General features: G+C 46.0%; 23 protein-coding genes. 9 read left to right on the top strand and 14 right to left on the bottom strand.

Annotated features, from left to right (window positions below; genetic code table 11):
• Positions 1-7: 7 nt before the first annotated feature.
• Both AB4585_RS14435 and tpiA read right to left on the bottom strand, forming a co-directional pair.
• Positions 8-361: an endonuclease domain-containing protein gene (locus AB4585_RS14435; protein ID WP_017061159.1), complete on the bottom strand. Its 354-nt coding sequence runs from the start codon at positions 359-361 to the stop codon at positions 8-10.
• A gap of 142 nt (positions 362-503) precedes the next feature.
• Positions 504-1274, bottom strand: coding sequence for a triose-phosphate isomerase (tpiA, locus tag AB4585_RS14430; RefSeq protein WP_017061158.1), 771 nt, complete (start codon positions 1272-1274; stop codon positions 504-506).
• A gap of 249 nt (positions 1275-1523) precedes the next feature.
• Here tpiA and AB4585_RS14425 point away from each other — a divergent pair, with 249 nt between their 5' ends.
• Together AB4585_RS14425 and AB4585_RS14420 are read left to right on the top strand one after the other, a co-directional pair.
• Positions 1524-1871 (top strand): 5-carboxymethyl-2-hydroxymuconate Delta-isomerase, encoded by a 348-nt coding sequence (locus AB4585_RS14425; RefSeq protein ID WP_017061157.1) that lies wholly within the window; start codon positions 1524-1526, stop codon positions 1869-1871.
• A 45-nt stretch (positions 1872-1916) separates the two neighbouring features.
• Positions 1917-2345, top strand: a complete 429-nt coding sequence (locus tag AB4585_RS14420) for a DUF805 domain-containing protein (protein WP_372154430.1) — start codon at positions 1917-1919, stop codon at positions 2343-2345.
• Between the two features lie 61 nt (positions 2346-2406).
• Here AB4585_RS14420 and AB4585_RS14415 read toward each other — a convergent pair whose 3' ends face one another.
• The 3 genes from AB4585_RS14415 to glpX form a co-directional block, all read right to left on the bottom strand.
• Positions 2407-2754, bottom strand: a complete 348-nt coding sequence (locus AB4585_RS14415) for a DUF3135 domain-containing protein (protein WP_017061155.1) — start codon at positions 2752-2754, stop codon at positions 2407-2409.
• Positions 2755-2876: 122 nt separating this feature from the next.
• Positions 2877-3497, bottom strand: a complete 621-nt coding sequence (locus tag AB4585_RS14410) for a metalloregulator ArsR/SmtB family transcription factor (RefSeq protein ID WP_017063674.1) — start codon at positions 3495-3497, stop codon at positions 2877-2879.
• Positions 3498-3695: 198 nt separating this feature from the next.
• Positions 3696-4703: a class II fructose-bisphosphatase gene (gene glpX / locus AB4585_RS14405; RefSeq protein ID WP_372154431.1), complete on the bottom strand. Its 1008-nt coding sequence runs from the start codon at positions 4701-4703 to the stop codon at positions 3696-3698.
• A 324-nt stretch (positions 4704-5027) separates the two neighbouring features.
• Between glpX and zapB the strand changes: the two genes are divergently transcribed.
• Positions 5028-5270 carry a cell division protein ZapB gene (zapB, locus tag AB4585_RS14400; RefSeq protein ID WP_008219652.1) on the top strand — a complete coding sequence of 81 codons (243 nt, stop codon included), beginning with the start codon at positions 5028-5030 and terminating at the stop codon, positions 5268-5270.
• A gap of 97 nt (positions 5271-5367) precedes the next feature.
• Here zapB and rraA read toward each other — a convergent pair whose 3' ends face one another.
• The 4 genes from rraA to hslV form a co-directional block, all read right to left on the bottom strand.
• Positions 5368-5886 carry a ribonuclease E activity regulator RraA gene (gene rraA, locus AB4585_RS14395; protein WP_017061152.1) on the bottom strand — a complete coding sequence of 173 codons (519 nt, stop codon included), beginning with the start codon at positions 5884-5886 and terminating at the stop codon, positions 5368-5370.
• Positions 5887-5959: 73 nt separating this feature from the next.
• Positions 5960-6877, bottom strand: coding sequence for a 1,4-dihydroxy-2-naphthoate polyprenyltransferase (locus tag AB4585_RS14390; protein ID WP_017061151.1), 918 nt, complete (start codon positions 6875-6877; stop codon positions 5960-5962).
• Positions 6878-7032: 155 nt separating this feature from the next.
• Positions 7033-8373 (bottom strand): HslU--HslV peptidase ATPase subunit, encoded by a 1341-nt coding sequence (gene hslU, locus AB4585_RS14385; protein WP_017061150.1) that lies wholly within the window; start codon positions 8371-8373, stop codon positions 7033-7035.
• A gap of 58 nt (positions 8374-8431) precedes the next feature.
• Complete coding sequence (gene hslV / locus AB4585_RS14380) at positions 8432-8980, bottom strand: ATP-dependent protease subunit HslV (protein ID WP_004729692.1); 549 nt, start codon at positions 8978-8980, stop codon at positions 8432-8434.
• A gap of 298 nt (positions 8981-9278) precedes the next feature.
• On the opposite strand from hslV, the gene AB4585_RS14375 reads away from it, so the two are divergent.
• Positions 9279-9539 carry a hypothetical protein gene (locus AB4585_RS14375; protein WP_017061149.1) on the top strand — a complete coding sequence of 87 codons (261 nt, stop codon included), beginning with the start codon at positions 9279-9281 and terminating at the stop codon, positions 9537-9539.
• A gap of 108 nt (positions 9540-9647) precedes the next feature.
• Here AB4585_RS14375 and AB4585_RS14370 read toward each other — a convergent pair whose 3' ends face one another.
• The 3 genes from AB4585_RS14370 to priA all read right to left on the bottom strand — a co-directional run bounded on the left by AB4585_RS14370 (position 9648) and on the right by priA (position 13756).
• Positions 9648-10187 (bottom strand): SPOR domain-containing protein, encoded by a 540-nt coding sequence (locus AB4585_RS14370; RefSeq protein ID WP_017061148.1) that lies wholly within the window; start codon positions 10185-10187, stop codon positions 9648-9650.
• 122 nt (positions 10188-10309) lie between these two features.
• Positions 10310-11314 (bottom strand): DNA-binding transcriptional regulator CytR, encoded by a 1005-nt coding sequence (gene cytR, locus AB4585_RS14365; protein WP_017061147.1) that lies wholly within the window; start codon positions 11312-11314, stop codon positions 10310-10312.
• 240 nt (positions 11315-11554) lie between these two features.
• Entirely contained in the window at positions 11555-13756 is a 2202-nt protein-coding gene (gene priA, locus AB4585_RS14360) for a primosomal protein N' (protein WP_372154432.1), read from the bottom strand.
• Positions 13757-14087: 331 nt separating this feature from the next.
• Between priA and rpmE the strand changes: the two genes are divergently transcribed.
• The gene (gene rpmE, locus AB4585_RS14355; protein WP_004737142.1) at positions 14088-14306 is read left to right on the top strand and encodes a 50S ribosomal protein L31; all 219 of its coding nucleotides are present in this window, start codon (positions 14088-14090) and stop codon (positions 14304-14306) included.
• Positions 14307-14639: 333 nt separating this feature from the next.
• Positions 14640-15929 (top strand): malic enzyme-like NAD(P)-binding protein, encoded by a 1290-nt coding sequence (locus AB4585_RS14350; protein ID WP_017061144.1) that lies wholly within the window; start codon positions 14640-14642, stop codon positions 15927-15929.
• Positions 15930-16095: 166 nt separating this feature from the next.
• Here AB4585_RS14350 and metJ read toward each other — a convergent pair whose 3' ends face one another.
• Entirely contained in the window at positions 16096-16416 is a 321-nt protein-coding gene (metJ, locus tag AB4585_RS14345; RefSeq protein WP_004415993.1) for a met regulon transcriptional regulator MetJ, read from the bottom strand.
• Between the two features lie 208 nt (positions 16417-16624).
• Here metJ and AB4585_RS14340 point away from each other — a divergent pair, with 208 nt between their 5' ends.
• From AB4585_RS14340 to metF, 3 genes are all read left to right on the top strand, one after another.
• Positions 16625-17806: an O-succinylhomoserine (thiol)-lyase gene (locus AB4585_RS14340; RefSeq protein WP_017063681.1), complete on the top strand. Its 1182-nt coding sequence runs from the start codon at positions 16625-16627 to the stop codon at positions 17804-17806.
• A 2-nt stretch (positions 17807-17808) separates the two neighbouring features.
• Positions 17809-20220, top strand: a complete 2412-nt coding sequence (locus tag AB4585_RS14335) for a bifunctional aspartate kinase/homoserine dehydrogenase II (RefSeq protein ID WP_017063682.1) — start codon at positions 17809-17811, stop codon at positions 20218-20220.
• A gap of 276 nt (positions 20221-20496) precedes the next feature.
• Positions 20497-21396: a methylenetetrahydrofolate reductase gene (gene metF, locus AB4585_RS14330; protein ID WP_004729683.1), complete on the top strand. Its 900-nt coding sequence runs from the start codon at positions 20497-20499 to the stop codon at positions 21394-21396.
• Between the two features lie 124 nt (positions 21397-21520).
• Here the strand turns inward: metF and AB4585_RS14325 are convergent, their stop codons facing one another.
• Positions 21521-22060: a PadR family transcriptional regulator gene (locus tag AB4585_RS14325; RefSeq protein WP_017061141.1), complete on the bottom strand. Its 540-nt coding sequence runs from the start codon at positions 22058-22060 to the stop codon at positions 21521-21523.
• Between the last annotated feature and the right edge of the window lie 174 nt (positions 22061-22234).

Below are 22234 nucleotides of genomic sequence, written 5' to 3'. Positions count from 1 at the left end.
CAGAAGTTTATTTGGGGATTGAATTCATGATTTTCACCAAAACTTCTTCAAGATTCTGATTAACTTCATTATTGGTAAAGCGAAGCACCTTGATTCCAATCTTGTTTAAGTCTCGTGTACGCTGATGATCGTAAGCCTGTGCTTGTTCTGAAAAGTGGCTATTACCATCTATCTCAATGGCCAGTTTTAGTTCACAGCTGAAGAAATCCACGACGTACTTTCCGATGCTATGTTGTCTGCGAAACTTAATACCAAGCTGCTTGTTCCGTATATAAAACCATAGCTTGCGTTCTGGTTGAGGCATGTTGTTTCGGAGCTGTTTTCGAAATGTGTTTAGATGAGCTTGTGTATAAATCTTCATAACGCAGTCTAATAAACCGGAATGTTATTAAGTTACAAAGAGCTCAGTGCAAAAAAGAGGTTGGGAGTGGCGGTTTTCGAGCGAGATCAAAAAAGGCCAACCTAAGTTGACCTTTCATTTAATTTAAACGGTGAAGTTTAAATTAAGCTTTTGCTTCAGCTGCTGCTTTAGCGATAGCTGCGAAGCTTTTCGCGTCTAGAGCTGCGCCGCCAACTAGAGCACCGTCGATGTCTGGTTGTGCGAAGTAAGCTGCTGCGTTTTCTGGCTTAACAGAACCGCCGTATTGGATAACAACTTTCTTAGCAACTTCTTCAGATTTCTCTGCGATGTGTGCACGGATTTGAGCGTGGATGCGCTGTGCATCTTCAGCTGTAGCTGCTTTACCAGTACCGATAGCCCAGATTGGTTCGTAAGCGATGATAGCGCCTTCAAGAGCTTCAACACCTTGAGTGTTGATAACAGCGTCAAGTTGACGAGCACATACTGCAACAGTTTCGCCTGCTTCGTTTTGTGCTTCAGATTCACCGATACAAAGAACTGGAGTTAGGCCGTTCTCTTTTAGGAATGCGAATTTCTTAGCTACGAACTCATCTGATTCGTTGTGGTATTCACGACGCTCAGAGTGACCGATGATGATGTGAGATGCGCCGAACTCTTTAAGCATTGCTGGAGACATGTCGCCAGTGAATGCACCGCTGTTGTTTAGGTCAGAGTTTTGAGCACCTAGGATGATCGCGCTGCCCGCTTCAGTAAGCGTACGCTCAGCAAGATCAACGAAAAGTGCTGGTGGAGCAACTGCTACGTCTACGCCTGTTACGCCTTCAAGTTCAGCGTTAAGACCGTTTAGTAGATCAACAACCATTTCTTTGCTGCCGTTTAGTTTCCAGTTACCCATAACTACAGGATGACGCATAGGAATATCTCCAAAGTATTTAAATAAATCGAATGTAAAAAAGTAAACTTTATTACGAAATAATATAACAGATTAATATCAACAGATCATGACTGTGGTCATGACTTTCTTGGATCTTACTCAATGGTCAGAGTAGATTTTGAGCATATATCAGTGATCCGGCAGACAGAATAATAGCTAACTTCTCGGATTTTTCATCGTTAGTTGTTATTAAGGGACAAACGATTGCGTTAACAACAGGAAGTAACAATGCCGAATCTAGTTCTAGAGTACTCCAATTCAGTGGATGAGCGAGTAAATATCCAAGGCTTACTGGAAGATCTCCACCAAGTCGCTCTCACATGTGGCTTGTTTGATGTGCCATCAGTGAAATCTCGTTCACTGCGTTGCCATAATTGGTTGGTCGGTGATGAGGAAGATAGTGTAGACTTTATTCATATCAGCTTTGAGTTACTTTCGGGACGAACGGAAGAGCAAAAGCGAGAATTGTCACGATCGTTAATGCAGATCCTGCAAGAACAAGCAAGTCATGTAAGAAGCTTAACGGTGAATATTCGTGATATGGATAAAAGTTGCTTTCAAAAAGTAATAAACTAACCATTGCTGCTGACTTTTAGCGGCGTATAAATTTGAGTATTTAAGATGTCGATGAAAGAATTACTGCTCTCTTTCAAGGGGAGAATTGGTCGTAAGACTTACTGGATTTGGAATGTTTTCTACTACATAGCGATTACCGGTTTTGCTTCAGGTATCTCTGTGTTGTTCCCTGCTTACTCTTATATCCTGCTACCAATCATCCTATTGATGCTTGTGATCCCAGACCTTGCGGTAACCGCTAAGCGCTGGCACGACCGCAATAAGTCTAATTACTGGCTACTATTGAATGTGCCATTAGTATTGGGTCGTTTAGCTTCGCCAATGGTTGCAACGACGACAGAGCCGGTATCGGCAATTCATATGGCGGCAACCGTCGCGGCATTAGTGTGTGGTTTCTGGATTCTGATTGAGTGTGGTTTGTTGAAAGGTACAGAAGGCCGTAATGACTACGGCGAAGACCCATGTAAATATTGAACAGCGAACCAATAAGAAGGGGGCATTACGCTCCCTTTTTCTTTTTAGTGCTTTGCTAATTTCAGTACATTTTAGGTTCGGTATTCGGCTTAAAAGGCACGACATTTTCAGGCAGAGATTCTTCAAAGCCGCAGCGCCCTTCGAGTGCATCTTGGAACTTACAGACCTGACAGCGCAGCTCTTGCATGAGTACGACATTGGCGTGGTGTGGGTTTTTACAACGGCTAACCACTAAGTCGATGTGACTTTGCTGCGCACGAAGTCGGTCTTGCATCACGTCTGAAGCCGAACAAATCATCTGTTCGCACATCTCGTGTTTGAATTGATTGAATGCTTTCGGGTCGCTTTTCGCGAGTTGGACAAGTTCATCAAAGGGTGGCAGTTTTTGAGCGGGTTGTGGATGCGCCATCATTCCTTCCTTAGCATTAAGCGTGTTTCATATGCTCTAAGCTTAAGAAAGAAATCTGTACAAATTTTAATCTATTTGTATTTTCTCAATATTGAGACGGTATTAGCCGATTACCTTTGCAATCAAAGGGCGGGTGTTAAGGTGTAAGTGCAGCGTCGTTCGCCAGCAATGATGTGCTCTGTACGGCTCACGTGACACTCATCTTTTAGTAACTCAGTAAACACGTTGAGCTCAGATTGGCACAGGCTAGGGCAGCGAGTTGCAGCCTTACAGATAGGGCAGTGGTTCTCAATCAAGATGTAGTGATCATCATGCTCTTGAAGCTCAGCCATGTAGCCTTCGTCTTCACGAAGCTGGGTGAGTTTTTTAAGCTTGCTGATGAGTGAATCACAGCCAGACAGCGCAGTTTGATACTGCTTAAGAGTGTGTTGTTCACGCTCGGCAGCAACCTTAGCCAGCCCTTCTTTACCAAATAGATTCTCGACAGCATCAATCACTTGAATGGTGAGTTCACCATGTCGGTCTGAAAATTGGTTATGACCTTGTTGAGTCAGGGACCAGTGGCGAGTCGGGCGACCCACTTTCACTTTCACATCATGAAACGCAAGAATACCGTCATCTTCCAGGCTTTGCAGATGTTGCCTTGCCCCCATTGTCGTCATGCCAAATTCTTCTGACAGTTGTTTCGCGGTTACCGCGCCTTGACGCTTAATGGTCTGTAAGATTCTGTCGCTTGTTTTCATACTATCCCTACCTAATGAACCTTACTATTATGAGGCAAGGTGTTTATAAAGCAAACCATTTACTATATTGATGATAATTTACTCTATAGATAGCGTTTTACTCTATTGGCTGCCATGGTCAGATTCTGGTGCGCTAATAAAACAAAAGGCTGATACTAGGTATCAGCCTTGGAATATTCTGTTTCACCGAATTTAGGCTTACAGGATATGACCTACTACTTCTGGATCTTTACGCTCTAGGTAGTGGATAGATTTGATGCGGCGAATTGTACGGCAGCGGCCACGGATCAGCAGGGTTTCTGTGGTTGCGATATTACCTTGACGAGAAATACCTTCTAGCAAGTCACCCTTAGTGATGCCTGTTGCTGAGAATACAACGTTGTCGCTGCGTGCCATGTCTTCCATCTTCAACACGATATCCGCCGTTACGCCCATTTCTGCGCAGCGCTCAAGTTCAAGTTCACCGTGCTTGCGGTTCTCTTCTGTGTCGCCTTTCACTTCGTGGCGAGGTAGAAGACGACCGTGCATGTCGCCGTCGAGTGCGCGAATTACCGCCGCCGAGACCACACCTTCAGGTGCGCCGCCGATGCAGTACATGACGTCTACTTCACTGTCTGGCATACAGGTTAAGATAGAAGCCGCAACATCACCGTCTGGCACAGCAAATACACGAACGCCCATTGCTTGCATGTCGGCGATGACTTGATCATGACGAGGCTTAGCAAGCGTGGTTACGACTAGAGTATCAAGTGTTTTACCTAGTGCTTTAGCGATGTTTTCTAGGTTTTCTGTTAGTGGCAGTTCTAGGTCAATCACGCCTTTAGCGCCAGGGCCAACAACCAACTTTTCCATGTACATATCAGGCGCTTTAAGGAAGCTGCCTTTTTCGCCCGCAGCCAATACAGCCAATGCATTTGATTGGCCCATTGCTGTCATGCGTGTCCCTTCAATTGGGTCAACTGCGATGTCGACAGCGTCGCCGCCCACACCTACGTTTTCGCCGATGTATAGCATAGGTGCATCATCGATTTCACCTTCGCCGATAACAATCTCACCGCTAATTTCGGTTTTGTTTAATAGGCTACGCATTACTTCTACAGCAGCGCCATCTGCAGCGTTTTTATCGCCACGGCCAAGCCACTTGTAACCAGCTAGTGCTGCACCTTCTGTGACACGAGAGAATGACATTGCTAAATCGCGTTTCATGCGGACTCCAAAATTTTCAAAGGGGGAATAGAAATTTCGCGGCGAATTTTACCATATCCCAAAGGAAACGTTTGCCTTTTTGTTTTTTGGAGATTGCTCTCGATCAATTCGCAGTGGAAAACAGTTATTATTCATCAAAATAATCGGTTTGCCGTTGTGGCGGTAATCGTTCACGTCAATATTCGGTAAAAAGTGCTGTTTTTTTCATCGAATGGCGCAAAATATCGAATATATTGAGTGTTTATCCTTGCTCTGCTGAGTAGAATGGGGAAATAAGTGGAGTGAACCTTCACCATCAAACGGATAACTTAAAGGTAGGCCAGAATGTCTTTTGAAGTACTAGAGCAGCTAGAAGCAAAAATTCAAACAGCAGTAGATACAATTGCACTTCTTCAAATGGAAGTGGAAGAGCTTAAAGAAGAGAAACAAGCACTAGCAACAGAAGCTGGTGAGCTTAAAGCAAGCCGTCACGAGCTAGAGCAAAAAACTCAGCAAATGCAGGAAGAGCATTCAGCATGGCAAGATCGCATCCGTAACCTTCTTGGTAAAATGGATGAAGTAGAGTAATCGACTCTTCAGATTTAAAAAAACGCCCGCTACTCAGTAGCGGGCGTTTTTGTTTGTGTTCTTATGATTTGTTTTATTATTTGAAGCTGAGTGAGAGTTACTCGACGTCTTCTTCCTCGACATCCAAATCGAGTTCTACATCTAGAGGTTCGGCAGAAAGAATGATGCCAGTGTTGTCTGCGTAGAGGTAATCTTCAGGTAAGAAGGTCACGCTGCCAAAGTTCACTGGAACGTCTAATTCACCGACACCTTCTTGGCTCGCACCAACAGGGATAGAAGCCAAGGCTTGGATACCTAGGTTCATGTCTTCAAGCTCATCGACTTCACGAACGCACCCGTAAACCACAATCCCTTCCCACTCATTGTCTTCGGCAAGTAGGGCTATCTCAGCATCGATCAGCGCTTTACGTAGTGAGCCGCCCCCATCGATTAACAACACACGCCCCAGACCGTCTTGCTCTAGTACAGAGCGAATCAAAGCGTTGTCTTCAAAACACTTTAATGTCGTGATCTGTCCTGCGAAGGATGCACGTCCACCGAAGTTGCTGAACATTGGCTCCACGACATCAACTTGATCCAAATATATGTCGCACAGTGCTGAAGTGTTGTATTCCATTAGTATACCTTTTGAACAATGAGCTTACTTTGAGTATATCGGCGCTTGATCCCTTTGCAATGATTAGTCTCATTTAACTCAATAGAGTTTGAGCTACGACAACCCCTGCAAACAATAGGTTAGTGACCAGTGAGCATTTCACAATCACGGGCATCATTGGTGCAATTTGCGCTGGCTTTTCGGTTTCCCAAACGGCTTTGCCATGCTTGTAAACAATAATAATGCTCAGCAAAAACGGCAGGCTGATCCAGACCGGCTTTTCTTGAATAAGCAGGTAGATAGCGAAAGACGCAAGGGCGAGGCCAAGCAGAGCAAAATGATAGTGTTTGGCTTTGCGTTGTCCTAGGCGAACCGCCATGGTGCGCTTACCACATTCGCTGTCGTTTTCGATATCACGCATGTTGTTGATATTGAGTACCGCAACCGCCATCAAGCCACAGCCCAATGCCGGAAGGAATAGGCTTGGTTCAACATGGCCAGTGTGCAAGAAGTAAGTCCCTGAAACACCTAATAAACCGAAGAAGATAAATACCGATAAGTCGCCAAGGCCAATATAGCCATAAGGCTTATTACCGACGGTATAAGCGATGGCAGCAACAATGGCTAATATGCCTAACGCAATGAAAGATAAGATACTTTCAATCGAGGTTAAGGCATGAAAAATAAGAATCAGCCCAGCGACCATAGTAAACACGATGTTGAGGATGATCGCTTGCTTCATGGTTTTCGCTGTTACCGCGCCAGATTGCATGGCACGTGTTGGCCCCAGACGATTTTCGTTGTCTGTGCCTTTTACGGCGTCGCCATAGTCATTGGCTAGGTTCGATAAAATCTGTAATAGGGTGGCGGTTAAAAATGCCAGTAGGGCTATCGATAAAGAAAACTGACCACCGGCGAACGCTAAACTACTTCCTGTAAGAATAGAGACAAGTGCGAGAGGCAGAGTTTTTGGTCGTGCGGCATCAAGCCAGATCAGTAGAGATTGTTTCATCGTAGGTCTAATTCTTTGTAAGTCTTCGTTTCATACTGTGATTTGAGTATACGCCCATTTTTCGGGTAATAAAAAGCCCACTCGAAAGTGGGCCTTGAATTCGCTTATTAGCTGCTATTTCTTTGAGATAGAGCAATAAGTTAGAGTTTGGTGTGCTACAGGATGAAGCGGCTTAGGTCTTCGTCTTCAACGAATTCGCCAAGTTTCGATGTTACGTAAGCTTCATCAATCACTAGCTTGCTGCCAGCTTTGTCTGTTGCTTCGAATGAAATCTCATCCATTAGACGCTCCATCACTGTGTGTAGACGACGCGCACCGATGTTCTCAGTGGTTTCGTTTACGCGCCATGCTGCGTCCGCAATCTGGTTGATGCCATCTTCAGTGAACTCAATGTTGACATCTTCTGTTTTCATTAGGGCAATGTATTGCTCTGTTAGAGATGCTTTTGGCTCAGTTAGGATGCGTTTGAAGTCATGTGCTGATAGTGCTTCAAGTTCTACGCGGATTGGTAGACGACCTTGTAGCTCAGGGATCAGGTCAGATGGCTTAGCCACTTGGAATGCGCCTGATGTGATAAACAAGATGTGGTCAGTTTTAACCATACCGTGCTTGGTTGATACTGTGCTGCCTTCGATAAGAGGCAGTAGGTCACGCTGAACACCTTCGCGAGATACATCTGGGCCTGAACTGTCGCCACGCTTACAGATTTTGTCGATCTCATCGATGAATACGATGCCGTTGTTTTCAGCGTTGAAGATCGCGTTCTCTTTCAGCTCTTCTTGGTTCACAAGCTTCGCAGCTTCTTCTTCCGTCAGTGCTTTGAATGCGTCTTTGATTTTCATCTTACGCTTTTTCTTGGTGTCGCCCGCTAGGTTTTGGAACATGCCTTGCAGCTGGTTTGTCATCTCTTCCATGCCTGGAGGTGACATGATTTCAACGCCCATTTGCGGTGCGGCTACATCAACTTCAATCTCTTTGTCATCTAGCTTACCTTCACGCAGTTTCTTGCGGAAAATCTGACGAGTGTTTGAAGAGGTTGTGTCTTCAGTTGATTGCTCGTTCTGACCCCAAGCATCACGCGCTGGTGGTAGAAGGGCATCAAGAATGCGTTCTTCAGCTTGTTCTTCAGCGCGGTATTGTACTTTTTCCATCGCTTGTTGGTGCGTCATCTTGATCGCAACGTCCGTTAGATCACGGATGATGGTTTCAACTTCTTTACCAACGTAACCCACTTCGGTGAACTTAGTCGCTTCTACCTTGATGAAAGGCGCGTTTGCTAATTTCGCTAGGCGGCGAGCGATTTCAGTTTTACCTACACCCGTTGGGCCAATCATCAGGATGTTTTTTGGTGATACTTCAACACGTAGGCTTTCTTCAAGCTGCATACGGCGCCAGCGGTTACGAAGAGCGATAGCCACTGAGCGCTTAGCGTTGTCTTGGCCGATAATGTGGCGATTGAGTTCGTGAACAATTTCGCGAGGAGTCATCTCAGACATGGTTTTTCCTTAATTCTTTAATCACTGTTGAATACAACGTTATTGATGGAAGCGGTCGTTACTCTGGCTTTGGCAGCTCAACGGTGCTTTCTAGTTCTTCAATAGTGTGGTGATGGTTGGTGAAGACACAGATGTCGCCTGCAATGTTCAGCGACTTCTCTGCGATTTCACGCGCATCTAAATCAGTATTTTCTAATAGTGCAGTAGCGGCTGCTTGAGCGAAGTTTCCGCCCGAACCGATCGCAATCAGGTCGTTCTCAGGTTGAACTACGTCACCGTTACCTGTGATGATCAGTGAAGCGGTCTCATCCGCTACTGCTAACAGTGCTTCTAACTTACGTAGAGCACGGTCGCTTCGCCAATCCTTCGCTAGCTCAACTGCCGCTTTGGTGAGATGGCCTTGGTGCATTTGCAGCTTGCTTTCAAATTTTTCGAATAGCGTGAAAGCATCAGCCGTACCGCCAGCAAAACCGGCCAGTACTTTGTTGTTGTATAGGCGACGTACTTTACGGGCGTTGCCCTTCATTACTGTATTGCCCAGAGATACTTGTCCATCACCCGCGATGACGACTTTATTATTACGACGTACAGATACAATGGTAGTCACGAGTCGACCTCTTTTGATTATTATTTATGGTTACTACTTATATGTGGCTCCACTATCATGAATTCAAGTGCCACTTTTAATAGTATGCCATATCAAAAAAACTAAATGTTACCAGTTATTTCAAATATCCATTACCTGTTGAGCCTATGTGTGGCAAGGGTTGGTGGGTTAATAGTTTGTGATAAATATAAAAAAAGATAAAACAAATTTCTAACGTGAAATGGTTAACACTTTTTGTTTGATTTATAAGGAATGATGTTCACTAATCAGTGGTATTCACTGCATAAGGAGTAGTGTGATGAATAGTGACAATATCAGTTTTTTTAATAGAGATATGGATCTGGATGAGCTGTCTATACTGCATCATCTGATGTATCAGGAGGCGGGCGAGTGTTCAACAGAACATCTAAAAAACTCGGTTAACGTTTTTCTTAAACGTCCATTTCCTAACGTTTTAGCGCACTTGGATTTTTTTGGTTACATCGAGATAAATAAGGAGCAGGTCTACCTGACTGACTTTGGGCTTGAGTACTACGAACAAGTACCTCAGTTTCGTTAAAACGCACTCTTTTGATTAACATACTGGTATTGCTTGTGCGATGAACTATTGAACGCTTTCAAACAGCAATAGGGGGAATCCTCTTCCCCCTATTATATATTGAGTTGATTAAGACCCGTCTTTCCAAATAGCGCAAGGTTCAATTTTCGCTCGTTGCAGCTTATGGCGATCGCGTTCTGCGTCACGCTTCAACTTGTATGGCCCTAAAACCACACGGTACCAGCTACTGCCATCTTTCTTGCGGATCTCACTTGAGATACCTTGGAAGGCAATATCCAACTTACGTGCTTCTGCCTGCGACGAGGTTTTGTAAGCGCCACACTGCATGATGTAAGGGATCTTAGAGATCTGTTGCTCTTTGGCTTTTACTTCAATCTCGCGGCTTGGCAGCGTTTCAACGTAGTCCCACTTCTCTTCAGGAGGCGGCGGAATCACTTTCGCTGGTTTTGGCTTAGGTTTTGGTTTGGTTGCCACAGGCGTTGGTGCAGGCGGCTCAGGATCATTACTCAATAGGTAAAGTCCGTAACCAAAACCACCGGCAAGGAGGATCGCCAAAAGACCACTGCGCCAAGGTTTACGGCGAGGGGCTTGTTTTTTGGTCGGTTTTTTCGTGCCACGACCGCGCTTTACATAATCTCTATTAGCCACAAGACAATTCAATAGTTGCTGATTCTGCCCTCATGGTAATCCAGATTGCGCGAGGATAATAGTGCAGAAATGGAAGCGGCACATCAAAATGTGCCGCAGATTTATAAGGGTATTTCTAAGGGTTATATTCGAGGTGGCGCTGTACTGCCTCGAACCACTAATTTAGCTTCAAGCAGACGCGAACCTGCTTGCACATCGTTGCCTTTTAATAGATCAAGCATCATCAACATCGCTTGGCGTCCAATCTCATAACGAGGCTGAGAAATGGTGGTTAGCGGTGGATCGCAGTATTGAGCGAATTGGATGTCATCGAAGCCGACAATCGATAGGTCTTGAGGAACGCGCAAGCCCAGCTTCTTCGTTTCTTGAATCGCACCAATCGCCATCGCATCGTTGTGACAGAAGATAGCTGTAGGTTGTTCAGGAAGTGCCAGTAATTGACGAACCGCTTGAGCGCCCGCTTCAAAGGTGAAGTCACCGACCGTGCTATAGGCTGGATTCATTGAGACTCCGGCGCGACGCAGCGCTTGCTGGTAGCCTTGTTGGCGGAACTTACACAGTGTTGCCGATACTGGTCCTGAAATTTGAGCAATACGCTTATGACCTAACTGAGCTAGGTAGTTCACCGCTTCAAAGGCAGAGGTCAGGTTATCGATGTGTACCGTAGGCAGTTCAAGCTCAGGGGCAAACTCACACGCCATTACCATCGGCGGTAAATTCTTTTGTTCAGGTTTGCTGACATCAAACGGATGGTCAGTACCCAGCAGCAACATGCCGTCGGCTTGTTTGGTGAAAACTAAGTTAACAAACGAAGACTCGCGCTTCTTTTGCTGGCCGCTATCACCCAGTAGAACAAGGTAATCATTTTCTACTGCGGCATCTTCGATACCACGAATGATCTCGGCGAAATAAGGGTCACAGATATCAGGAACAATAGTGATGATGGTTTTTGATTCGTTGCGACGTAAGTTTCTAGCTAATGTATTGGGTGAGTATCCAGCTTCAAGTACTGCTGTTTCCACTCGTTTGCGAGTCGAAACTGAGACTTTCTCAGGGTTCATCAATGCACGTGATACCGTGGCTGTTGAGACGCCTGCTAGCTGGGCAACATCCTTCATTGTCGCCATAAATTAAACCCTCTTTTAAGTTCCTTTGCCGCCTAAGCATCTAAGGCGTGAATAATAAATGTAATCGAATAGATATTATGAAAGTGTTGCTAACACTTTTTTTATTGCAATATTTTATTCGTTTAATCCGTGTAAAGTTACGGCTAGATTAACAAAAATCACATGACTAGTGTGAAGTTGCTCACGAGAAATATGAAATATTTGTGAACAAACTTATCATTAGTTTTAACCCAAGTGGGTTTAACTCAAATCTTGCGGCTCAATATCGAGTGACCAGCGAACTTTTTTCGCAGCGGGTAACATATTGATGGCCGGCTTGGCACTCATTAATAGCTTCTGCATTAACGAGCGGGTCTGAGTTTGTAAGATTAACTGCCAGCGCGATTTGCCCGCTCGCTTAGCCAGCGGAGCCGGAGTTGGTCCTAACACCATGCAATATTGATCAAACAGCGGGTGCGATTCCAATGTGTGACGAACCTGACGCAAGAACTCTTCCACCAAGCGTGTGTCATTGGTTTCTGCTCTAAACAGTGTCATAAAGGTATAAGGCGGTAACATTGCCTGCTTACGTTCTGCCAGCGCCGTCTGAGCAAAGTGGTTGTAGTCTTTGTGTAGCAAGGCTTGCAGCAACCCATGTTCTGGGTGGTGAGTCTGTAAGATCACCTCACCGGGTTTGCTTGCTCGTCCTGCTCGTCCCGCGACTTGGATGAATAGCTGGGCAAGACGTTCAGACGCTCGGAAGTCACTGCTATATAAAGAGCCATCCACATCTAATAACGCCACAAGTGTCACGTCAGGGAAATGGTGACCCTTAGCGAGCATCTGCGTGCCGATAAGAATTTGGAATTCACCCTTACGAATCGACTCGAGTGCGCTTTCTAAGCTGCCTTTACGGCGGGTGCTGTCGCGGTCAATACGAATGGTTTTGTATTCAGGGAATAGTTGACCAAGTTGAGCTTCTAACTGCTCGGTCCCTACACCCACTGTCACTAAGTTTGCAGATCCACAGCCTTGGCAATTGTGCACGATATGCTGCTGAGAACCACAGTGGTGGCAGCGCATCTCATTGCTGTATTGGTGATAGGTGTAGTAAGCATCGCAACGTTTACACTCGGCTGTCCAACCACAATCGTGACACATCAATGCGGGAGAAAAACCTCGGCGATTGAGGAATAGCATCACTTGGTTGCCAGCTTTGAGGTGTCTTTGCATCTCTGCAATTAACGACGCAGACAAACCACTTTCTAGATATTCACCTTTAACGTCCAACACCTTATTGGTGGTCGGCAGTGCGACACCCGCACGTGAAGTCAGGGTGAGATAACTGTATTTGCCGATCTGAGCGTTGTGCAGCGTCTCAAAGGCCGGAGTCGCCGAGCCTAACACAACTGGAATCTGCGCTTTGTGCGCACGCATGATCGCCACATCACGAGCGTGGTAGCGCAGGCTATCTTGCTGTTTATAAGACGCGTCGTGTTCTTCATCGACAATGATAATACCTAGGTCAGCAAACGGCGTGAACAGAGCCGAACGGGTACCAATCACGATGCCCGCTATTTTATCGCGCGCCGATAACCAAGCATTCAGTCGCTCAGAATCGTTTAAACCTGAGTGGATAACCTCAACAGGTACATTAAAGCGTCGCTTAAAGCGGTTAATCGTTTGAGGGGTGAGGCCAATCTCGGGCACGAGCACTAACGCTTGTTTACCTTGGTCGAGAATCGGCTTAATCATATTAAGGTAAACCTCGGTCTTACCTGAGCCAGTAACGCCCTCTAACAGGAAGCAACCAAAGTCGGTTTGGCTATTTACGGTCGCAATCGCGATGGCTTGTTCGGCATTGAGCTTAGGCTTGTCTTGGTCGTTTTCAAGATCAACTGGCCACGGCTGACGCGTTGGCTTTTTCTCTACCGATTCAATCCAGCCTTTCTCTTCTAGCGTTTTGAGTACGGCGCTGCCAACTTCTTCATCAATGAACTCTTGATGAGGAACCGGGCCGTGTTCAAGCATGTGCATCACTTTGGCTTGCTTGACCGCGCGACCAAAACCTTGCATCAGTTGGTCTTTGCCTGATGGCGTTAACTGCCACTCAACCAGCGTCGCGAAGTCGGCGGCTTTGCCTTTTCTTAGAGCGCTCGGAAGGGCGTTAACAAAGGTTTCGCCAAGAGGGTACTGATAAAACTGACTGCACCACATTAATAGTGAATAGACAGATTCCGGCCAAACAGGCTGATTATCTAACAAGGCTTTAATCGGTTTGAGCTTGTCTAGCTCGAATTCAGATTCGTTAACCAGAGCCGTGACAATGCCGGTTAAGGTTTGTCGTCCAAAAGGCACAGAGACTCGTCCACCAATAATCGGAAATAGGTGGTTTGGAATCTTGTAATCGAACTGCTTGTCGAGTGGAACCGGCAGTGCCACACGGGCAATCATTGGACGCATAAAGGGACGGCTTTATCTGAGTTGACGAGAGCGAACAGTCTAAAGGATAAGGCGGTTAAATTCGAGAAGCAGTTTGGATGAAGGTGGCGAGTTAGCGTATACCGACAACGACAGCCCGAAATCTCAGGCCGATAAAGGAAATAAAGAGAGAATTGGTGAAAAATGTATCAAATCGGTTGATCCTGCTTTATAGATTCATTACTATACTGCGCCTTAAAGGTATGGCTTCATCACTCTTTTGTGTCGATGCGGTGTCTTTATTTCTTTTTTAAACTACGTGTGGTGTGCGGCTTAGAATCGTATAGCGACACGGCCTACTTGAGGTTATCCCATGAAAGCTGGAATCCACCCAGAATACAAAGCAGTTACTGCAACTTGTTCTTGCGGCAACACATTTGAGTTCAACTCAACGCTAGCAAAAGAATCAATCCACCTAGACGTATGTGACAAATGTCACCCGTTCTACACTGGTAAGCAACGTATCGTAGATACTGGCGGCCGTGTTGATCGCTTCAACAAGCGTTTCGGTGCTCTTTCTAGCAAGAAGTAATTCTCGCTATTTAGACATGAAAAAGGACACTTCGGTGTCCTTTTTTGTTGCCTGCAATTTGAGAAAGCACTGACTTTCATTCAAGCTTCAATCCCGTCTAACGATAAGTTGCCTACCTTTTTATTGCAGGGTAATTCCTTGCGTATCTCTCTGCACCAAAATTCAGCACGAAAGTTCAACAAGCGATAGTAATTTCAACTGCTCACTGGTCTTATTAGTAGTGAAATCTCGTTTTTTAATGAGACAGAGGCTTCAACCACCTAGGAACTTTGAAGTACATCCATTAACATGAACAAGATCCCCCAAATAATAATATCCTAGGAACCTACACCTATGTCTGAAGACAGCAGCCAAGCTCAATCCTCTCAAGAATTATCACCTCAAGAACAATTCCGTCAGCAAGCTCTTGATTACCATGAGTTCCCAATTCCAGGCAAAATTGCCGTAGAACTGACGAAGCCTGCAAACTCTGCAGAAGACCTAGCACTTGCATACAGCCCAGGCGTGGCTGAGCCTGTTCGCGAGATCGCACAGAACGTTGATAACGTTTATAAGTACACAGGTAAAGGCAACATGGTTGCAGTTATCTCTAACGGTACAGCGATTCTTGGCCTAGGTAACCTTGGCCCTATTGCTTCTAAACCTGTTATGGAAGGCAAAGCGCTCCTGTTTAAGCGTTTTGCTGGTTTAGATTCTATCGATATTGAAGTAAAACACCGCACAATCGATGAGTTCGTTGATACAGTTGCGAATATCGCAGATACATTCGGCGGTATTAACCTGGAAGACATCAAAGCACCAGACTGTTTTGAGATTGAACGTCGCCTGATTGAACGTTGTGATGTTCCGGTATTCCACGATGACCAACACGGTACTGCGATTGTAACGGCAGCGGGTATGCTGAATGCGATCGAGCTTCAAGGTAAGAAACTTGAAGAGTGTAAGATCGTTTGTTTAGGTGCTGGCGCAGCGGCGGTTGCTTGTATGGAACTACTGATTAAGTGTGGCGCTCAGCGTGAAAAAATCTACATGCTTGACCGTAAAGGTGTGATCCATACTCGTCGTGATGACCTAAACGAATACAAAGAGCTGTTCGCAAATAACACTGATAAGCGTACGCTTGAAGATGTTATCGAAGGCGCTGACCTGTTCTTGGGTGTATCGGGGCCGAATCTACTGCCTGCTGAAGCACTAACGCTGATGGCTGATAAGCCTGTTGTGTTTGCATGTTCAAACCCAGATCCAGAGATCAAGCCTGAGCTTGCACACGAAGTTCGTTCTGACCTAATCATGGGTACAGGCCGCAGTGATTACCCTAACCAAGTAAACAACGTACTTTGTTTCCCATTCATTTTCCGTGGTGCACTAGACGTGCGTGCGAGCGAAATTAATGACGAAATGAAGCTAGCGGCGGTTAAAGCGATTCGTGAACTGGCGAAAGAAGAAGTTCCAGCTGAAGTACTAGCAGCTGCGGGCGAGACTGCACTGGAGTTCGGTAAGGGTTACATCATTCCTAAGCCAATGGACCCACGTCTACTTCCTCGCGTAGCACGAGCAGTTGCGGAAGCGGCTGTTGAATCTGGCGTAGCTCGTATCGAGATGCCTGCTAACTATATGGCTTAATAGCTGTTGCTCTATTGAGCCAAAAAGAATAATAAAAAACCGACTCATCTGGAGTCGGTTTTTTTATGTCTATCATTCACAGCGCAATCATAAAAAGCTATGCGCGATGTGATAAATAAGGTTCAGCTAGAGCGAATCAATAATGAAGGCAGTGACTGAGTTGTTTTTATTCTTCGTCAAACGCTTCGAACTCGATACCCATCTCTGTCATCAGCTTTTTCACTTCAGCAGGAATATCGTCTGGGCGGTCTTTACGAAGGTCTTCATCCGTTGGTAGTGGTTGGCCTGTGTACGCATGTAGAAAGGCTTCGCACAGTAGCTCACTGTTTGTTGCATGGCGTAGGTTATTAATCTGGCGGCGAGTACGCTCGTCAGTAAGAACCTTTAACACTTTTAGAGGGATAGAAACTGTAATTTTCTTTACTTGTTCGCTTTTCTTTCCATGCTCAGCATATGGGCTTATGTATTCACCATTCCAGTCGGCCATTGCGTACCTTCATCACTTTAGTTGTTAGAATAAATTAATAGTGGTGATTTTAGCGGGATTTACTGCCATAAGCAAAGACATATAGACGTCTAGAAGTGTTGACGTCTCACGTTTATGAAAGTAAAGTGAATAACATATATCTAACACAGCCGCAAAATGCCGACAAGCCGCTGTGATTCTCAGACGCAAAACTTGTAAGGAAGCACCTATGAGCAGCCGGAAGCCAGCAACAATCGCAGTACGTACTGGTATCGAGTCAGACACGCAACACCATGCCGTTGTCCCACCCATTTATCTTTCGACTAACTATGGGTTTCCCGCTTTTGGTGAAGTGCCAAAGTACGATTACACCCGTTCTGGTAACCCAAACCGCGGTTTATTAGAGACGGCACTGTTTGAGCTTGAATCAGGCAAAGGCGCGGTTGTGACTAACTGTGGTACTTCGGCGCTTAACTTATGGGTTTCGGCTTTCTTAGGCGGCGATGATCTTATTATTGCACCGCACGATTGCTACGGCGGTACTTACCGTCTGTTTAACACTCGCTCGCTAAAAGGTGACTTCAAAGTTCTGTTCGTTGATCAATCGGATCAAGCAGCGCTGGATGCGGCGCTCGCGCTTAAGCCAAAGTTGATCTTAATTGAAACCCCATCGAATCCACTGGTTCGCGTGGTTGATATTGCAGAAACTTGCCGTAAAGCGAAAGAGGTTGGTGCTCTGGTTGCTGTCGACAACACGTTTTTGACACCTGTGTTCCAAAAGCCTTTAGAGCTGGGTGCTGATTTTGTTATCCACTCAACCACTAAGTACATCAATGGACACTCAGATGTTATTGGTGGCGTTGTGGTCACTAAGACAGAAGAACACGCTGAAGAGTTAGCATGGTGGGGCAACTGTATTGGTGCGACCGGCACACCATTTGATAGCTACATGACTTTACGTGGTATTCGTACGCTAGGTGCGCGTATGCGAGTTCACGAAGAAAGCTCACGTGAAATTCTAGCGTCTCTGCAGCAACAAGATCTTGTTGGCACTATTTACCACCCAAGCCTTCCTGAACATCCGGGTCATGATATCGCGAAGAAACAGCAATCGGGCTTTGGTTCCATGCTCAGTTTTGAGTTTGCGGGCTCATTCGAGGCGCTTAAATACTTTGTTGATAAGTTAGAGCTGTTTTCTTTGGCAGAATCATTGGGCGGTGTTGAAAGCCTGATTTGTCACCCTGCGTCGATGACTCACCGCGCGATGGGTGAAGAAGCCTTAGCAGAAGCGGGTGTTTCTCAGCAACTACTGCGTCTATCTGTTGGCCTTGAAGATGCAGAAGACCTAATCGATGACCTCAAGCAAGCGTTTGAAAGAACACAGCGCTTTATCGCTGAAGGGGAGGGTTAATAATGGCAACCTTTCGCCAGCTACATAAATTTGGTGGCAGCAGTTTAGCGAATCCTGAATGTTACCAACGCGTGGTCAACATTCTTAGAGAATACTCATCAGCATCTGATTTGGTGGTGGTATCGGCAGCAGGCAAAACAACCAACCGTTTGATTGAATTTGTTGAAGCGCTCGACAAAGATGGTCGTATTGCCCATGAATGCCTACAAGCACTTCGTCAGTTCCAACTCGATCTGATTGAAGCACTGCTTGAGGGTGAATCAGCCGCACAACTTACTTCAACCATTCAACAAGAATTTACCGCTTTGGGTGAGCTAACGGCTCCCTTGAGCGAAGCACAAAAAGCAAAAGTGCTTGGACACGGTGAGGTTTGGTCTTCACGTCTACTCGCGGCTTTGTTGTGCCAGCATGATTTACAAGCCGTTGCTCAAGATGCGCGTGCTTTTTTACGTGCAGAAGTGGGCGCTCAGCCTGAAGTCGACCGCGCACGTTCTTACCCTCTGATCAAAGAAGCCTTGGCGCAGCATGCACATTGCCGCGTGGTGATTACGGGCTTTATGGCTCAGAACTGCGAGGGTGAAACGGTATTGCTTGGCCGTAACGGTTCGGATTACTCAGCAACCGTGATTGGTGCTTTGGCTGAAGTTGAACGCGTGACGATTTGGAGTGATGTGGCAGGCGTTTACAGCGCTGACCCTCGTCTGGTTTCAGATGCGTGTCTATTGCCTCTACTTCGCCTTGATGAAGCCAGCGAATTGGCTCGTCTTGCCGCTCCAGTGCTTCACAGCCGAACGCTACAGCCTGTGGCTCAAAGTGCGATGGATCTCAGCTTACGCTGCAGCTATCAGCCGGAGGCGGGCTCTACACAGATCGAGCGTGTACTGGCATCGGGTCGTGGCGCAAAAATCATTACCTCTTTGGATGAAGTGCTTATCGTGCAACTGACCTTTGGTCACGGCCATGATTTCGACCGTCTAGAGAGTGAAGTGCTTGAAGGGCTTAAGCGTGCTCAACTTGAGCCGCTTGCTTATGAGCTTGAACCGGATCAACACTGTTTGCGTCTTGCCTACACAGAAGAGATCGCTGGTGGTGCATTAGAATATCTCCAAGACCATGCGATTGAAGCTGAGATTAAGCTAAAAGAAGGTTTCTCTCTGATTGCTGCAGTGGGTGCGGGTGTGACTAAGAACCCTAATCATTGCTACGGTTTCTACCAGCAGCTTAAGAGCTCGCCGGTTGAGTTCATCTCAGAAGCGAACTCAGGCTTAAGCTTGGTGGCTGTGATTCGTAAGAGTGAAACATCAAGTCTAGTGAAAGGCATTCATTCTCAACTGTTCCAAGCGCAGAAGCGTGTTGCGATTGCCTTGTGTGGTAAGGGCAATATTGGTTCAAGCTGGTTAAGCCTGTTTGCTGAGCAAAAAGCGGAACTTGAAAAGCGCCGTGGAATGAACTTTGAATTGGTTGCCGTGGTTGATAGCCAAACCTATTGGTTCGACGATCAAGGCATTGATGCGACTTCGGTAGGTAAGCGCTTTGACGACGAAGCTATTGCTAACAATGGTAACGACTGGTTAGAGCGTTTGGGCTCTATTCAAGGTTATGACGAAGCAGTGGTTCTGGATGTGACTGCGAGCCCAGTGCTTGCAGCAAAGTATCTGCAAATCGCACAACAAGGTATTCACCTAATCTCGGCGAACAAGGTGGCAGGTTCTGCATCGAGCGAGTATTACCATCAAGTACAAGATGCTTTCGCTAAGATCAGCCGTCATTGGTTGTACAACGCGACAGTGGGTGCTGGATTGCCGATTAACCACACGGTACGTGACCTACGTGAAAGTGGCGATGACATCATTGCGTTGTCTGGCATTTTCTCGGGCACGTTGTCTTGGTTGTTCCAACAGTTTGATGGCACCGTGCCGTTCAGCGAGTTGGTTGACTTAGCATGGCAACAAGGCCTTACGGAACCTGACCCTCGTGCTGACCTAGATGGCTCAGACGTGATGCGTAAGCTGGTGATTCTGGCGCGTGAATCTGGTTTGGATATCGAACCTGAAAACGTAAAAGTGGAATCGCTCGTACCTGCAGAGCTGCAAGATCTATCTGTGGATGACTTCTTCGACAAAGCTTCTGTACTGAGCGAAGAGCTGGCTGAGCGTTTAGAGAAAGCGCACTCTCAACAGAAAGTTCTGCGTTACGTAGCGCGTTTGGAGAAGAACGGTAAGGCAACCGTAGGCGTTGAAGCACTGTCTAAAGAACATGCTCTGGCGAACTTGTTGCCTTGCGACAACATCTTTGCGATTGAGAGCAAATGGTACAAAGATAATCCATTGGTTATTCGTGGCCCAGGTGCCGGTCGTGAAGTAACGGCAGGTGCAATTCAATCTGATTTAAACAGAATGTCTAGCCTGTTCTGATACTCAGATCGGTTGGTTTAGTGTCTAAATGGCATACTATTCACTAAGATAAATAAGGCTGAAAGCACGATGTGTTTTTCAGCCTTTTTTCTACATTATTTCTGCTTTGCGACCCATCTAACGACTTGAGTTTTACTCACGATCTACTTGAGAAAAATTCATAATGGATCTGTTGACATTAAATCGTATTCAATACATTCTACAGACATATAGACGTCTAAACGTCGTTTAAGGATTTGAGTTTTTAGTGGTTGCTTTTGCCACAGGGAGAGTAAGATGGGATACACACACGCTAGTCATATCGACGCTTTAAATCAGAATATCGCTGAGCTTTCTGACAACATCAATGTGTCATTTGAGTTTTTTCCACCGAGCAGTGAGAAGATGGAAGAGACCCTGTGGAACTCTGTTCACCGCCTTAAAACACTTCAACCAAAATTTGTATCGGTAACTTACGGTGCAAACTCGGGTGAACGTGACCGTACCCACTCAATCATTAAAGAAATTAAAAACCAAACCGGCCTAGTGGCTGCACCGCACCTAACGTGTATTGATGCAAGCCGTGAAGAGCTGATTCAAATTGCCGACGATTACTGGGCAAATGGTATCGAGAGTATTGTTGCGCTACGTGGTGATATTCCAGCAGGCGGCGGCGCGCCAGAGATGTACGCATCTGACCTAGTCGAGCTACTTAAATCTCGCCACGATTTTGATATCTCAGTAGCGGCATTCCCTGAGGTTCACCCTGAAGCAAAAAGCGCTCAATCTGATCTTATTAACCTAAAGCGTAAAGTGGATGCGGGTGCCAACCGTGCCATCACTCAGTTCTTCTTTGATGTAGAGAGCTACCTACGCTTTCGTGACCGCTGTGTAGCGGCTGGCGTTGATGTTGAGATTGTACCGGGCATTCTGCCGGTTTCTAACTTCAAGCAAGCATCTCGCTTTGCTGCGATGAACAACGTAAAAGTACCGGGCTGGATGGCGAAGCAGTTTGAAGGTTTGGATGATGATCCAACGACTCGTCAGCTTGTTGGTGCTAGCCAAGCAATTGATATGGTTCGTACACTGAGCCGTGAAGGTGTGAAAGATTTCCACTTCTACACGCTAAACCGTGCAGAAATGACTTATGCACTTTGCCATACGCTAGGTGTTCGTCCGCAAGTCGCTGCGCTGTAAGAAAAGTCTAAGAAGTAAAGCCTAAGCACTTGTAAAAAGCCTCTGGCAGTAACATTTCAAATCCTATAGATACAAAAAAGGCTTGGACTCATAGAGTTCAAGCCTTTTGCTTTTCTAGCTTAACTTAAGCTAGAGCGCCAAGTTCAAGCAGTACTTCTTCAGCCCATACAATCCATGCTTCACGGATAAGTAGGTTACGACGAAGTGTTAGACGCTCAAGGCGTGCTTGCTTGTCTAGTGTCGATGGCGTTGCGTAGTAAGCTGCTTCGATTTCACGGTAGTGAGAAACCAGTTTGCGAGACTCTTCTACTAGCTCAGCAAGTTGTACACGGTAAGCGTCAGAAGGTTGTACAGCACAAGCCATTAGCTTAGCTGAGAACTCGTCACGAACGGTTGGGTGTGCAGTTGGTTGTTCAAACCATTCACCTAGCGCGCCACGGCCAGCATCAGTGATAGAGTAAACTTTACGATCAGGTTTGCCTTCTTGAGGCTCAAGCACGCAAGTTACCTGGTCGTTCTGAGCCATTTTATTTAGCTCGCGGTAAACTTGTTGATGGCTAGCTTTCCAGAAGTAACCAATGCTTGCGGAGAATTCTTTTGTGATATCGTAACCAGTAGCATCGCGTGTACTTAAAACGGTTAGAATTACGTGTGGTAATGACATGTCTGAAATCCAAATGGTAAACAGTAAACAAATACTTAAACAACAAGTGTGCTTCTAATGGCACGTTATATTGGTTATGTCTAAGTAGCACCAACTCATCGGTTGGTTATGTCACCTTACAAAGCCGTTTATCACCTAGGTTGACCAGTTTATTGGTCAAGATGCTGCAGATTA

This window comes from Vibrio sp. 10N.222.49.C9 (genome assembly GCF_041474985.1).
Lineage (GTDB): Bacteria > Pseudomonadota > Gammaproteobacteria > Enterobacterales > Vibrionaceae > Vibrio > Vibrio crassostreae_C.
This window is presented reverse-complemented; position numbering and strand designations above follow the sequence as displayed.